Origin of the sequence: Methanocorpusculum vombati, from assembly GCF_026891935.1 — an archaeon.
Taxonomy (GTDB): Archaea; Halobacteriota; Methanomicrobia; order Methanomicrobiales; family Methanocorpusculaceae; genus Methanocorpusculum; species Methanocorpusculum vombati.
Genome location: NZ_JAPTGC010000012.1, coordinates 1 through 13,341, shown reverse-complemented (window position 1 = coordinate 13,341; position 13,341 = coordinate 1). Strand labels below are relative to the sequence as shown.

Annotated in this window: 13 protein-coding genes and 2 tRNA genes; 6 read left to right on the top strand and 9 right to left on the bottom strand. The window is 52.0% G+C overall.

Annotation, left to right across the window (positions count from 1 at the left end):
• Nucleotides 1-36: 36 nt before the first annotated feature.
• From O0S09_RS08330 to O0S09_RS08300, 7 genes are all read right to left on the bottom strand, one after another.
• A complete protein-coding gene (locus O0S09_RS08330) occupies nucleotides 37-2,268 on the bottom strand; it encodes an efflux RND transporter permease subunit (RefSeq protein ID WP_268923510.1) in 2,232 nt (743 codons plus the stop codon).
• A gap of 290 nt (nucleotides 2,269-2,558) precedes the next feature.
• A tRNA-Ala gene (locus O0S09_RS08325) sits at nucleotides 2,559-2,630 on the bottom strand.
• A 31-nt stretch (nucleotides 2,631-2,661) separates the two neighbouring features.
• Complete coding sequence (locus O0S09_RS08320) at nucleotides 2,662-3,681, bottom strand: transcription initiation factor IIB (RefSeq protein ID WP_268923509.1); 1,020 nt, start codon at nucleotides 3,679-3,681, stop codon at nucleotides 2,662-2,664.
• A complete protein-coding gene (locus O0S09_RS08315) occupies nucleotides 3,657-3,998 on the bottom strand; it encodes an H/ACA ribonucleoprotein complex subunit GAR1 (RefSeq protein ID WP_268923508.1) in 342 nt (113 codons plus the stop codon). Before O0S09_RS08315 ends, O0S09_RS08320 begins: the two co-directional genes overlap by 25 nt.
• Nucleotides 3,999-4,125: 127 nt before the next feature.
• On the bottom strand, nucleotides 4,126-4,770 hold the full coding sequence (locus O0S09_RS08310; RefSeq protein WP_268923507.1) for a histidinol phosphate phosphatase domain-containing protein: 645 nt from the start codon (nucleotides 4,768-4,770) through the stop codon (nucleotides 4,126-4,128).
• Nucleotides 4,771-4,773: 3 nt separating this feature from the next.
• Nucleotides 4,774-5,046 carry a signal recognition particle subunit SRP19/SEC65 family protein gene (locus O0S09_RS08305; protein ID WP_268923506.1) on the bottom strand — a complete coding sequence of 91 codons (273 nt, stop codon included), beginning with the start codon at nucleotides 5,044-5,046 and terminating at the stop codon, nucleotides 4,774-4,776.
• A gap of 89 nt (nucleotides 5,047-5,135) precedes the next feature.
• Nucleotides 5,136-5,492, bottom strand: a complete 357-nt coding sequence (locus O0S09_RS08300) for a hypothetical protein (RefSeq protein ID WP_268923505.1) — start codon at nucleotides 5,490-5,492, stop codon at nucleotides 5,136-5,138.
• A gap of 235 nt (nucleotides 5,493-5,727) precedes the next feature.
• On the opposite strand from O0S09_RS08300, the gene hypB reads away from it, so the two are divergent.
• The 4 genes from hypB (at nucleotide 5,728) to O0S09_RS08280 (ending at nucleotide 7,888) form a co-directional block, all read left to right on the top strand.
• A complete protein-coding gene (hypB, locus tag O0S09_RS08295; protein WP_268923504.1) occupies nucleotides 5,728-6,375 on the top strand; it encodes a hydrogenase nickel incorporation protein HypB in 648 nt (215 codons plus the stop codon).
• Between the two features lie 156 nt (nucleotides 6,376-6,531).
• Complete coding sequence (locus O0S09_RS08290) at nucleotides 6,532-6,909, top strand: 30S ribosomal protein S8e (RefSeq protein WP_268923503.1); 378 nt, start codon at nucleotides 6,532-6,534, stop codon at nucleotides 6,907-6,909.
• A 77-nt stretch (nucleotides 6,910-6,986) separates the two neighbouring features.
• Nucleotides 6,987-7,409: a hypothetical protein gene (locus O0S09_RS08285; protein WP_268923502.1), complete on the top strand. Its 423-nt coding sequence runs from the start codon at nucleotides 6,987-6,989 to the stop codon at nucleotides 7,407-7,409.
• Nucleotides 7,406-7,888 carry a DUF2240 family protein gene (locus O0S09_RS08280; protein WP_268923501.1) on the top strand — a complete coding sequence of 161 codons (483 nt, stop codon included), beginning with the start codon at nucleotides 7,406-7,408 and terminating at the stop codon, nucleotides 7,886-7,888. The genes O0S09_RS08285 and O0S09_RS08280 overlap by 4 nt, the downstream gene beginning before the upstream one ends.
• 95 nt (nucleotides 7,889-7,983) lie before the next feature.
• On the opposite strand, the gene O0S09_RS08275 is transcribed toward O0S09_RS08280, so the two are convergent.
• Nucleotides 7,984-8,385 (bottom strand): 30S ribosomal protein S6e, encoded by a 402-nt coding sequence (locus tag O0S09_RS08275; protein ID WP_268923500.1) that lies wholly within the window; start codon nucleotides 8,383-8,385, stop codon nucleotides 7,984-7,986.
• 71 nt (nucleotides 8,386-8,456) lie between these two features.
• Nucleotides 8,457-10,229: a translation initiation factor IF-2 gene (infB, locus tag O0S09_RS08270; RefSeq protein ID WP_268923499.1), complete on the bottom strand. Its 1,773-nt coding sequence runs from the start codon at nucleotides 10,227-10,229 to the stop codon at nucleotides 8,457-8,459.
• Nucleotides 10,230-10,430: 201 nt separating this feature from the next.
• Here infB and O0S09_RS08265 point away from each other — a divergent pair.
• Together O0S09_RS08265 and O0S09_RS08260 are read left to right on the top strand one after the other, a co-directional pair.
• Nucleotides 10,431-10,503 (top strand) — tRNA-His (locus tag O0S09_RS08265).
• A 479-nt stretch (nucleotides 10,504-10,982) separates the two neighbouring features.
• A partial coding sequence (locus O0S09_RS08260) for an InlB B-repeat-containing protein (protein WP_268923498.1) occupies nucleotides 10,983-13,341 on the top strand: 2,359 nt, incomplete at its 3' end.

Genomic DNA, 13,341 nt, shown 5'->3' with positions numbered 1-13,341 from the left:
CTGGAAAATGATAAACTTCCGCCCCCATTCTTTGCCTCATACCGCTGGTGCCTTTTGTCCGCTGCTGCGCAGAAGAAGCGATGCAGCTGCAGGAACGGCAACAATCGCACCGAACAGCGTGAATGCCATCGCAATCACCGTCACAATACCGAACACACTGATGATCGGAAAATCCGAAACGATCAGCGCTGAAAACGCCGCCATCGTCGCTGTCGCAGATACGGTAATCGCCGCACCGATTTTGCCGGTCCCTTCCAGTACCGCAGTCAGTGTGTCATGGGTTGCCATCTCCTCATAGATCCGTTCAACCATCATAATACAGTACTCGGCGGCTACGCCTATCGTCATTGCACCCATTGTTGCCGTGAGGATGTTGTACTCAATGCCAAGGAGATACATCGCCGCCCCGTTCCAGCCGATGATTAAGACAATCGGAATCAGCGGCACCGCAGCTTTTCCCATGCTCCGGTACAGAAGCGACAGGAACACAAAGATCACCGCAAATGCGAGAATCGTCATCTGTAATTTGCCGATGTTCATCTCCTCCATCAGCTCAACATCCGAGTACGGCGTTCCGGTAACAACCGCCTCAACTCCCGGCGGCGGCTGATAGAATACAATGTCACGGGTAATCTGTTCTGCAAGTGATCGCTCCGTTGCAAGTGACATCGAGTTCATCCCAAACGAGATAACCGCCGACTGACCACCATTGAGATACGGCCGCTGTTTCTCCGCAGGAATCCCTGCAAGAACCTCATCAATCTCCTCTTGGGACTCGGGCAGAACACCATTGTTTGCCGAAACGATCAAAGTGGCAATGCTCTCAACGCTCGTAAACCGCCATGCATGCGACGCAAGTTCATTGTTGCCCCAGTCATACATCCACGCAAGCACATCCGGACTCAGAATATTGCCGCCGGTCACCTCCACCTGCAGGCCGTCCAGATCTCCGATGGCATTCGTCACGGTGTTGATGCTGATAAGTGCCGGCATGTCGGCGGGCACATAGGTTTTGATGTCTGTGTTGATGGGGATCTCCTCATCAACATACAACCCCGCAACACCGATAACACAGAGAATCAGAAGAATGGGAACTGCGTACTTTGTAATATGGAGGGCAGCCCCTTTCAGGAATGCATTGTAGCGCACCGAAAGAGGGGGTCTTGCCCCGGGTTTCGGAGCTTTGATCTCACGGGGGCGGTAGTCGGTCAGAATCGCTGCAAGCGGGATGATGAGAATCGCCGAGATGTAACAGCAGACAAGACCGAGAATCGCAACTGCCCCGAACTGCCGGATATCCGGCAGGGTCGAGACCTGCATCGCCACAAATCCGAGAGCGCTTGCAATCATTGCAAAGAATACCGCAGATCCGGTCTTCGTGATCGTAATCCGCAGCGCCTCGGCGAGCGGATGCGTGCGTATCTCATCATCAAGCCGCGAATGGAACTGAATCGCATAATCAATGCCGATCCCTAAAAGAATCGGCAGAGCTCCCATTGTCGCCATCGACAGCGGGATATGAAACAGCCCCATAATGCCGAATGTCATCAGCAGACCGTTCATCACCGAAACAATCGATAAAAGGGTGTAGCGTGCGTGATGGAACAGAACAACAAGCGCAGTAATCATCAGAATGAACGCCGAGCCGAGAAGTTTGCCGACATCATTGCCGAGGCTTGTTCCCATGTCTTTGTGAAGCGCCGCAGTTCCGGTAAAGGTCAGAGTAACTCCCGGCGGAACATTGGCCAGCGGCTGAAGGGCTGCAAGGGTGTCCAGAAGTGTCTGCTGGTTTGCATCCGTCATGCCGGTTGTCGGATCAATTTTGACTAAAAGGAGCTGATTGTTGGGCATGCTGCCCGCAAGAACACTCTCTGGGACCTGGGAAAACAGGAGGTCTGCAATCTCCTGATTCTCCGGGACAATTCCTCCGTTGTATGCAAGAATCAGATCGTAAACGCTCTCTACATCCAGTACGCCGTTCTGCTGCCGGAGAAGTTCTTCGAACGCAACGATGTTTTTCATCACATTCACATCGCGGACATCCCCGGTCTGTACCATCATTACGATTGAACTCGTCTGAAAGTTATCGCGATAATCCTGATACACATAGGAGGCGTGATCGGTTTTGTCCGGCGTCTGAATTGTGGTGTTCATAGTGACACCTGTTGCACCGTAAATGCCGATGAGGATCATGATAATGAGAATACAGCCGATTACAAACGGGTATCTGGTAATGAACTGATTGATTTTCTCAAATGGGGATATCATGGTGCAACTTCCGGTTCCTGTATAAAGTAAGATGTTGCAGGCCATTCCCTTAAAGGTAGAGATGCTACCCAACTTTTTTGTAAGTATTTATGGCAGAATACGAGTATTTTTTATAGAGGATATGCGGTGTACTGCAGATCTTTCGTGCAACAAAGTCCGGGGGCTTTCCGGCCTTACACCAAAAACTCTGTTTTACTGTGATATTTCTTCACATCTCCGGTTTTTCCCGCGAAAGTCAGATCATTCATAAACCCCGGGCATGACACAATCACCGGCAAAAAATACAAAAATGGACCCGGCGGGATTTGAACCCGCGGCATCTACGTTGCGAACGTAGCTATCTACCCCTGATATACGAGCCCGGGAAAAAGTATCGGGGGAAAGAAATTCCCGTCAGAGAATAATCTCAATATCTAATTGTTCTGCCAATTCCTTATATCTGTTCCGAATGGTGACCTCCGTCACACCCGCAACATCCGCAACTTCACGCTGCGTTCTCCGTTCTCCTGAGAGAATTGACGAAATATAGATCGCAGCCGCCGCAACACCCGTCGGACCGCGCCCGCTTGTCAGCTCACGTTCGCCTGCCTGTTTCAGAATCTCCATCGCACGCGACTGCACCTCGCCCTTCAGACCAAGACCCGAACAGAACCGCGGCACATAATCGCCCGGAGACGTCGGCAGCAGTTTCAGGCCAAGTTCACGGGAGATGAACCGGTATGTTCTGCCGATCTCCTTGCGGGAAACACGCGACACTTCGGCAATCTCATCCAGCGTTCTTGGGACATTGCACTGACGGCATGCCGCATACAAAGCCGCTGCCGCAACACCTTCAATACTCCGTCCGCGGATCAGATTCTTATCCACCGCATCACGGTACACAACTGCAGCCGTCTCGCGCACGTTTCTCGGGAGACCCAGAGCCGATGCCATACGATCCAGTTCCGAGAGTGCAAACGCAAGGTTCCGCTCCGTTGCATTGGACACTCTGATACGGCGCTGCCACTTTCTCAGCCGATACAGCTGGGCACGGTTCTTCGAGGAAATCGCACGGCCGTAACTGTCACGGTTTCTCCAGTCGATCATCGTGGACAGACCCTTATCGTGAATCGTAAAGGTCATCGGAGCGCCCACACGTGACCGCTTCATCCGCTGATCATGATCAAATGCACGCCATTCCGGTCCCCGGTCGATGAAATCATCATCCAGCACCAGACCGCAGTGCTGGCACACCAGCTCTGCACGTTCATAATCGTGGACAAGCTGGCGGCTGCCGCATTCCGGACATACCGTCGCAGTCGCATCACTGCCGCCCTGCTTCTCCTTCACCTTTTCGACAGCGGTACTCTGCCGCTGCTTCATCTTCTCGCGCTCTTCTCGTAACTGTCTCAGCTTCTCGATTTCTTTTTCCATATTGAACCTCCGGTCTTCGGGCGGCGGGAAGCCCCCTCCCCCTTGTATCCGGATACATGACGACGTTTTTTCGGCATTTCCGGCTTTGATCCGGGAACAACATACAAACTGTCCCCGACGCCTGCCGAAACACCGTCATTGCATAAAACGGTAAGATAGGGCCGTGCAACGCTCCCGTAGAGATCGACGATCTTCCCTACAGGGCGGCTGCCTGCATCTGCAACCTCTGAATACAAAGGCGGAAGCTGTCCGGCATCACTTCTGACAACAAGCAGCCGTCTTCCAAGAACTGCCGTAACCTCTCCTGCAAACTTCACGAATCAGCCTCAAATATCATACCGCATATATCGCAGATCACTGCGGGATCAAACCACAGGATATATATGCAATATATTATGCTGACATACTTGCATAAAAATGTTATCCAGAATCGTAAAATAAAGGTTATGAAGAAAACAAAGAATCAAACGTCTGGGAAAGCACGCTCTTTGTCTCCTCTTCATTCATCCCTGCCCCGCGTGCAACCAGATACCGCATGTGTTCACTCATCAGATCCCCTGGTCCGTGCGCATCCGACTGTATCACAACATCCGCACCCGCGCGACGGGCAGCCGACAGCACATGCCCGTTCGTACGGTTGTGTCCTCCGCGTGATGTGATCTCAAGAAGCACACTGTTCCTGGCCGCAAGGCGGGTATCCTCATCTGTGATCAGGCCGGGGTGTGCCAGAATATCCACATACGCACTTGAAAGCGCCGCCGCATTCGTTCCCGGTGCGACGGGTTCTGTAATCGTTTCTCCGTGCACAACCACAACCTCCGCGCCAAGACCTTTTGCATACCTCGCCAGTTCATCAATCTGATCCGGCGGCACATGCGTAATCTCAATCCCTGAATACAACCGGATCCCGTACAGCTCCGCGGACCGCTTCACCGCCTCCTCGGCACGGATTAACTCCCGGACATTGGAAAAATCCGCGTGATCCGATATCGCCATCTCCGTATATCCGAGAACCGCCATCCGCCGGATTAATTCCGTCGGCAGCAGTTCTCCGTCGCTCATGGTTGTATGGCAGTGAAAATCGTACATCGGTTACTTCCCGCTCAGTTTGTGGGCAACTTTTTGGAGCAGTTCCTCTTTGCTTCCCTCATACTCAATCCGCAGCCTGCCGTCGCTGGAAAACCAGTGCGCCGGATGCCGCACATCCCGCTCTTCATCAAGTACCGTAAGATTGCACTGCTTCGCCGCACGCGCAACCTGTGCAAGATTCGGTGACGCGACCGCAAGCGTCTTTGCCACACGCCGTCCCTCGGAGCGGGTCAGTTCTGCATTAAAGTAGCAGGGGTAGAGAAATCGAATTGCCATGAATACTACAGTATTGGGCGTGAAAATCTATAAGGTAATTGGCGGTCTGCTGAAAAAAATATTGACTGGGTGTTCTACTCTTTTTTCGGTTACGGGATGGCCGCGTACTCGTACACTTCTCCCTCCCCGCCGGTTGTAATGGTTGCAGCCGGCATCATGGGTACTGCCTTGCAGGTTATACCAGTATTTTCTCCCGGGTAGCCGGGCATATCTCTGTCGATTACTGCAAATTCAGGATCACTGTCCCGGAAAAAGGGCCGGAGCTCCGCATGCTCGGGTACATCTTCATGTCCGGGAGCAGAGACCTGCGTTATAGAAACGAGATTGGGATTTTCCGGGTCAGCCTTGACAAGTATCAGGTGTTCCTCATGCTCGGCTGCCATCGCCGGAATAGCCAGAATGGACAGCGCAAGGAGAAAAACCGCAATTTTTGCGAGTATATTCATGGTAGCATATCTCCTGTATGATTGTGTTTGGGGTGTGTATTTGGGTGCCAGAATGTTTCTGACACTAAGGAGTGGGGTGCCTATGTTAATATAGCTTTACATTTTGTTGTGTTACAATTACTTTATGTACTAACTAAATAACTACAAACATATTTTTGATACAGTTGGTGTGACTCACTCATACCCCTGAGGAACAGTGTATCTATAAACCAGACGCACACCATATAGTACTCCTATGCACCACGTGGATGTTCACATGGAGGCCGAGATTTACGGCGCCAACAACCGTCTCGCAGAACACAACGCCGAACACTTCAAAGCGCACGGTGTTCGCGCATTCGATCTCCTCGGAGCAATCGGCTCGGGCAAGACTTCATTTATTGAACAGATCGTTCCCGAACTCAAAAAGCGCAACCTCAACACCGCCGCAATTGCGGGTGATGTCTACGGCGACGACGACTTTCAGCGTATCGTCAAGACCGGCATTCCTGCATTCAACGCAAACACCGGAAAGGAGTGCCACTTAGACGCGCACCTCGTCCACCATGCCCTTGACCACATGAACCTCGATGATATCGACGTCGTCTTCATCGAAAACGTCGGCAACATGGTCTGTCCGACCGACTTCAAGCTCGGCGCAGAAAAGCGCATCGTTGTCATCTCCACTACCGAGGGTGACGACGTCGTCAACAAGCATCCGATGATGTTCCGTGACTGCCAGATCGCTGTCATCAACAAAGTTGATCTCGCCGAAGCTGTCGGCTGCAACGTAGAACGCATGATCACCGACATCAAACGCTACAACCCAGAAATGGTCATCATCAAGACCAACCTCCGCAAAGGAGAGGGTGTAGCCGAAGTTGCCGATGCTGTCCTTGCCTAACGGAATTTAAATATCCGGAAAGCCTATACATATAGGACTCTGGAAAAGACTGAGATGATCCGGTGCGGACGCATTCGCTCCGGATCACCCGTCCGCGAGGCGTACCTGCTTTCGGGCGTTCAATCAGAGAAACTAAATTATCGGAGATATTAATTCATGCTTTGGCAAGGAAGATCAGTAAGAAAGTCCACCGGTGGCCGTTACCACGCCAACCGCGGCAAGAAGCGGTTCGAGATCGGCAGATCCCCGGCTGACACCATCATCGGAGAAACCCGGGTAAAGACCATCAGAGTAACCGGAGGCAACACGAAGGTCCGTGCACTCCGCTGTGAATACGCAAACGTCAGTGACAAAAAGACCGGAAAGGTCCAGAAGGTCAAGATCAACTCTGTTGCAGAAAATGCAGCAAACCCGAACTATGTTCGCCGGAACCTGATGACCAAGGGCGCAATCATTGCAACCGATCTCGGTAAAGCCCGCATCGTCAGCCGTCCGGGTCAGGATGGCGTTATCAACGCAGTCCTGCTCGAATAAACAAAATACTTTTTTTTCTTTTCCTGTTCGTTCACAGCAAAATATACTTATCCGTAGCGGTGCCCAATATCTGATACATGAGAAGAGTGTCCTATCAGTTTCCCAACCGTTGTGATCTTGAATTTGAAGCAGACGTTCCCTTTGCGGTATTCCTTAACGCTGTCGAGTCCCTTGCCGGACGGCAGGACAACTTCAGAACCGATGCCGGTCCGATTAAACGTGAGGTCTCTGTCTTCCTTGCCCATGACCGGCTTGGCTTTGAAAAGATTGAACGCGGCGCAAACATCAGCAAAACCACGACCGATGCCGCAGACATCCTCATAACCCTTACCGATACCCTGCTGAAAGCCTCCGGCAACATGCCCCTCAACGATCACCGGTTCATGATCCGCACCATGGAAAAAGGGGCGCGGACCGAGATCTTCATCACCAAATCCCCCTCCATCGAAGGATTTGATGCCATGGACATGAAGAAAATGATTCTTGGGGCACTTTCGTGAACGAACTGGAAACAACAGTTGCCGCACCCTTCCGGCACGGGAGAAAAGAACGGCTCAGTAAGATGGAGCTGGTGTTTTACTATGTGCAGGACAAACGGTGGATGAGTCAGGATCAGGCAAAAAAACTGATCGATCTTGCTGCAAAGCGCGGCCTTCTCAGTAAAGAGGGGGAGGAAAACATCTACCGCTGTACGTCCTCCCTCGCAGACGTAACCATACCTCTGGGATTTCGTCCGGGAGACGGGATCTTTGCCGAGACCGCAGAGGAGCAGGACCCAGTCGAGGCGCTGATCGATGCTATTGCCGCGGCAACCGGTAAAGCCAGAAAAGATCTTGCCGCAGAGATGCAGGAGATATCAGGACACTTCGACAATCTCCTTGTTCCGGAAGCCTCCGTCATCCTCCTTGCAAAAAAGTACAAAGTCAGTACTGAGTCCTACATACCCGCTCTGCGCGCAGCAATGCGCGAGGGGCAGTAACTTTTTTTTGATTTTTTTTCACAGAACGCCGGCGGCAAAAAACAGTCTTTGTCCGGCAAAACACTTGGAAGAAGAGAAAAAGTATTGAGAGAGATTTACTCTGCCGCTGCTTCTTCAGCAGGGGCAAAGATCTCTGCGACCGGCTTTTCGCCGTAGGTGGAGATTTTCGCGTTTACCTGAACAAAGTCAGCAGCGATCTCATTGCCGCGCTGGCTCTTTCTTCTCCGCTCACCGTCGTGGGTTGCGTGGAAACCGAATCCGTCGGAAAGAAGAAGGTTTCTTCTGCCGTTGCCCGGAAGGTCCGGACGTGCGGGGGTGCCGGTTTTGTCCGAGCCGCCGGTGATTGTAATCTTATAACCATTCAGACCAAACGGAGCGCCGTCAACCTCGGTGCCAATCTTCTTTCCCAGAAGTGCACCCGCAGCTGCGCCCGTGGCATCTATTTTGTACGAAAGACCGGTTTTCGGGTCTGACAGTACGACCTTAAAGTCTACCATTGTATTAGCACATCTCCTCGATATCAATAGGATGCCGAAGTACCCATATAGTTAGTCTCTTCCCATTTATACTACTTCCCCCAGAAGGGCTGGGTCTTGCGGAAAATGTTGGTGTACTCCTCCAGCGCCTCCTGGGTTCCTGCATTTAAATGGGACAGCATTTCCGTCTCCAGAACCTTCACATGCCGCTCGGGCACGGCGACGTAAAGCGTCTCTCCAACATCGATTTGCCGCCCGATGGTGACGCCGTCAATCGAAACCGCAACCTCGACTCCTTCCTTGGCTTCCTGAATGTTTTCCTTGTTGAGTTTGATCTGTTTGATCTCGCCCACGACTTTGCCCTCGCGCGTTGCAACGCCGACATGCGGCCGGAGAATGCCGCCCAGAACCCGCACGCCCACCACTGCCGGTCCGCTCTGGCGGAACACGCAGTCGGGCAGAATGGAGAACTTTGCCGGAAGGACGACCGTCTCAAACTGTTTTGCTTCCCGTGCGCGGGTAAGTTCGTCGCGCCAGTCGATGTAGTCGTCGATAAGTTTGTAGATGACGCGGTTGGAGAAGATCTTCACGTCGACCTCTTCGTCGCGGATCATTGCGTCCGCGTCGGGCAGCAGAGGGACGTTGAAGCAGAGTACTGTCTTGTACAGCTCGTCCTTCATCACACTGATCTCGATCAAATCGCGGCGGCTGACCGGGCCGACCTCGGCACGCATGATCGGGATGTTCTTCTCCTCAAGCTCCTTGGAGAGTGCTTCAAGCGCGCCGATGGTGTCGGCGCGAACCGTGATGCCGACCTCGGAGAGTTTCACATTGATCTCCTGCATCTCCTCTTCGATTTTGTCAAGCATTGCATCGCGGTCGCCGCGAATCACGCGGACGGGTGAGCCTGCGATGATGTTCTCCAGGTTCGGCGCGGTGATCTTTACTCCGGCTGCTGCGGTTACCGACTTCACGCGCTGGAACCGGTCTTCGATCAGGATCTCCTTCATCGGCCGCGGCTGCAGAAGTGCCCGGACTTTTGTGGCAATCGGTCCGTCTGTCCCGGCGATTGCGATCTCGTCGCCGACACTGATGATGCCGTCGTAGAGGATCACGTCAAGTGTTGTGCCAAGGCCCTTCTCTTCTTTGACTTCAAGCACCGTGCCGACACCGGGTCCTTCGACGGTGGTCTTGAGACCTTCGGTTAAGAACCGCTGCGCAAGACCGATCATCACCATCAGCAGATCGCCGATGCCTTCTCCGGTCATGCTGCTCACCGGCACGATCACCAGGTTGCGCTGGAAGTCGCTTACGCGGTCGAACCGTTCGGAGTTGAATCCCATATCGGAAAGTTTTCCGACCAGTTCGTAGACACGGTTTTCGCATTCGGTTTGTACGCGTTCGTTCTGGTTTTTGTAGGATTTCAGGAACGATGCGTTCTCCATCGCCCGCCAGCCGGGGATGCGGTCGATCTTTGTTGCCGCAATCACGAACGGGGTCTTGCAGTTCCGGAGAATCTGGAGTGCTTCAATCGTCTGCTGTTTGAATCCTTCGTTGACGTCCACTACTAATATTGCAATGTCGGCAAGTGCGCCGCCGCGTGCGCGGAGTGTGGTGAATGCGTGATGTCCCGGTGTGTCGATGAAGAGAAGACCCGGGACCGTTGTCTTCATCTTTCCAAGATCACCGCTCATCTTCTGAATCGAGTCGATCGGGATCATCGTTGCGCCGATATGCTGGGTAATTGCCCCTGCTTCGCCTGCGACAACACGCGAGCCCCGGATCCGATCCAGGAGTGATGTCTTCCCGTGATCTACGTGCCCCAATACGCAGACAATGGGGGTGCGGATATGTTCTGCTGCCATTTCGTATTTCCCTCCTCTCTGCATGGTATAAAACAGAGATAAAAACTACGTAAGTATTGGCAGTGGTCAGTAATAAACGTAAATGGCACCCTGGCCGCTATCTAAAGGATATGTTAATATTCGGGAACACCCTATGTAATAGAGTGTTTCATACGGCGGTATGAAACCATCCCAACTTGTTCCAGATATGCTGGTTTTCAGGCTAAGGTAGGGTAGCTGGACATCCTATAGGACTGTGGATCCTTTGACCCGGGTTCGAGTCCCGGCCTTGGCCCTTTTGTGATCGGGTTGTTTTCCCTGATTTTTTAGGCCGGAGTTCTGTTTTGCCTGCCGCTCTTCTGCTGTACTTGTACTTTTTATTTGTATGTTTTTGGTTATTTATGATCTGCACTGTACTATTTGTATGTTATTATAGTATTACTTTATATGCGTTTTATTTGGATTTTTCAATTTATTTTATTCAATCAATAGTGTGTACGTAAGATACACTGTCTGTGGTGCGCGTGGTGATATTTGTTGGAAATTTCTGGTTTTTATCTGGTGTTGCCTTCAATTTCTCTCTATTTTTATATATTATTTGTGATTTTTTCTTATATTTGGGTGCTGCTGTTGCCTGTCTTGGTTCATTTTCCGAGCTGATGCGGGGTGTGTTTCGTCTGATTTTGTAAACTATGTTGAATTATGGTAATTAACACCATTTCATACGATTCTCTGATCATTATATATAGTGCAGTAACACGATCTTTAGTGATCATGAATTGTGATTTTCTTCAGTATGGATCCCGATTGGTGCCGAGAAACGATCATCTGCGGAGCAGATTTTTTGTTGTTCTGCTGATTGTTGTGGTACTGTGCGGTCTGGTGCCAGCCGCGAGTGCGGCTGCGTCAGGTGTCTGGGATGGTTCGGTAAACCAGACCTGGTATGAGGATGAAGTGAACGCAGGGCACGGGTCGGCGACCGATCCGTTCTGCATCTATGATGCAGAAAGTTTGGCCGCGTTTGCGCAGAAGGTGAATGAGGGAACATCCTTTTCGGGAAAGTACATCCGTTTGTGTGCAGATTTGGATCTGGGATACGTCAACTGGCAGCCTATCGGAACGGAGACTTCGCCGTTTGGCGGTACGTTTGACGGGGCCAACCATTGTATCAGTCGTCTGCGTGTGGACCAGACCAACTTCGAAAATACTGTGAATGCAGGTCTGTTCGGTTTTGCTTTAGGGGCGACAATCCAGAATCTGGATCTGAACGGGGTTGAGATCTCGGCGTCCACCAAAAAGAACTGTCGAGCTGGAGGACTGATTGGGAGGGGCATGGACGTTCGGATCTATTCCTGTTCCGTTACTAACGGAATGGTAAAAGCTGTCTCGGAAGAGTATGGTGTCTTTGGCGGTGGGCTTGCTGGGAGCCTAAGGGAGAATACTCTTGGGCATGGCGCTGTGGAGAACAGTTATTCTACCCTGACGGTGGAGGGGGAGAGAAAAGGAAGTTATGGTAACCAGGTAGCCTGCGGAGGACTGGTTGGCCCCAGCGAGGTCCCCATCCGAAACTCGTTCGCCACCGGTAACGTGATCATTCGGGATAGGTCCACCTCTAGTACATGGGTAACCTGCGGAGGACTGGTTGGCCGTTGTGATGCTAAGCAGGACACCACCCATGTGATCTTCAACTGCTATGCCACCGGTACCGTAACGGTCGATTCTCCCAATCATGATTACACATGGGTGGGAGGACTGGTTGGCAGGCTGTACGTAGCCCAGGGCACCTATGTCCTCAAAGGTTGTGTTGCGCTGAACCCCCGGCTTACGGCCACAAGGGCCTCGAGCCTGACCCAATTCAAAGGCAGGGTAACACCAGTATATACTTACACCAATCCCATCTTAGATCACAACTATGCCGGACGGTGGATGGATGCCATTATCAATGGTGGTCCGGACAAATTTAACCCAGACTTGATGATGAAGACGGGAATAAACGGAGAGAATGTTACCCAAACACAGGTGTACCGTAACGAGAGTTTCTTCCGCAGTGTTTTCAGCGCTGCTTCCGAGTATGGAGCAAGTTATGACAAGAACTGGATGATGTCTACGGATCCTTCTTATCCGTATCCGGTGCTGAAAGGCAGGCCCCAGCCTTCCGTTTCCGGGCCCGCGCTGACACGGTACTACAACGTAACTCTGACCACCGTGGACAATGGGTTTACCGGTACTATGACACGGATGCCGGATGATCCCTGGGGCGTCATGGATGGTGGAGATGTCACCGTGACGATTCATCCGGACATCAGAAGTAGATTTTTCCAGCTTACGGATAATGACCAGGACGTCACCTCCCAGGTCATAGACAACAAAACGTATGTGATCTCCGATCTTCAAACCGATCACCGGCTCAACGTCACCTTTGCCGCAGCGCCCACCTATCCGGTACACATCACGAACGGAACGCTTGCCAATGGTACTACGTCTGGTGCATTCTGTGCCGGCGAGAACGTCACCGTCACTGCGAACGCTCCCCCTGTCGGCAAAAAGTTCTCTTCCTGGAATGTTATTTCCGGGTCTCTTTCCCTCAGCGATGCTGACCGTACGAACTCCACCCTGACGTTTGCCATGCCTCGTGGAGATGTGGTGATTGAAGCCATCTATGAGGAATCTGCGAAGTTCACCGTCACTGTCACGAACGGCACCCTTTCTAATGGTACTACGTCTGGTGCATTCTATCCGGGGGAAAAGGTTACGGTCACTGCTAATACGATTGTGGGTAAAACGTTCTCCTCCTGGGATGTAAAGGGACTTACGCTCAATGATACGCAGCGTACCCAGTCCCCTCTGACATTCACCATGCCTAATGGTACGGTGATACTGTCTGCACTCTACACCGACGCTCCTACAGTTACTGTTACTCCTACCCCGAGTTCTAACGTTACCGCTACTGCGACGATCACTCCGACTTCGAGTTCCACCGTGACCGTTACTCCTACCCCTAGCTCTAACGTCACTGTTACTCCTACCCCTAGCTCTAACGTCACCGTCACTCCTACCCCGAGATCTAACGTCACCGTCACTCCTACCCCTAGCTCTAACGTCACCGTCACTCCTACCCCGAGTTCTAACGTCA

Bases quoted from the DNA above. Each gene is read 5' to 3' on its own strand.
- O0S09_RS08275 (WP_268923500.1), bottom strand. From the start codon at position 8,385: ATGGTAGACTTTAAGGTCGTACTGTCAGACCCGAAAACCGGTCTTTCG.
- hypB (WP_268923504.1), top strand. From the start codon at position 5,728: ATGCACCACGTGGATGTTCACATGGAGGCCGAGATTTACGGCGCCAAC.
- O0S09_RS08320 (WP_268923509.1), bottom strand. From the start codon at position 3,681: ATGGAAAAAGAAATCGAGAAGCTGAGACAGTTACGAGAAGAGCGCGAG.
- O0S09_RS08310 (WP_268923507.1), bottom strand. From the start codon at position 4,770: ATGTACGATTTTCACTGCCATACAACCATGAGCGACGGAGAACTGCTG.
- O0S09_RS08290 (WP_268923503.1), top strand. From the start codon at position 6,532: ATGCTTTGGCAAGGAAGATCAGTAAGAAAGTCCACCGGTGGCCGTTAC.
- O0S09_RS08300 (WP_268923505.1), bottom strand. From the start codon at position 5,492: ATGAATATACTCGCAAAAATTGCGGTTTTTCTCCTTGCGCTGTCCATT.
- infB (WP_268923499.1), bottom strand. From the start codon at position 10,229: ATGGCAGCAGAACATATCCGCACCCCCATTGTCTGCGTATTGGGGCAC.
- O0S09_RS08285 (WP_268923502.1), top strand. From the start codon at position 6,987: ATGAGAAGAGTGTCCTATCAGTTTCCCAACCGTTGTGATCTTGAATTT.
- O0S09_RS08330 (WP_268923510.1), bottom strand. From the start codon at position 2,268: ATGATATCCCCATTTGAGAAAATCAATCAGTTCATTACCAGATACCCG.
- O0S09_RS08305 (WP_268923506.1), bottom strand. From the start codon at position 5,046: ATGGCAATTCGATTTCTCTACCCCTGCTACTTTAATGCAGAACTGACC.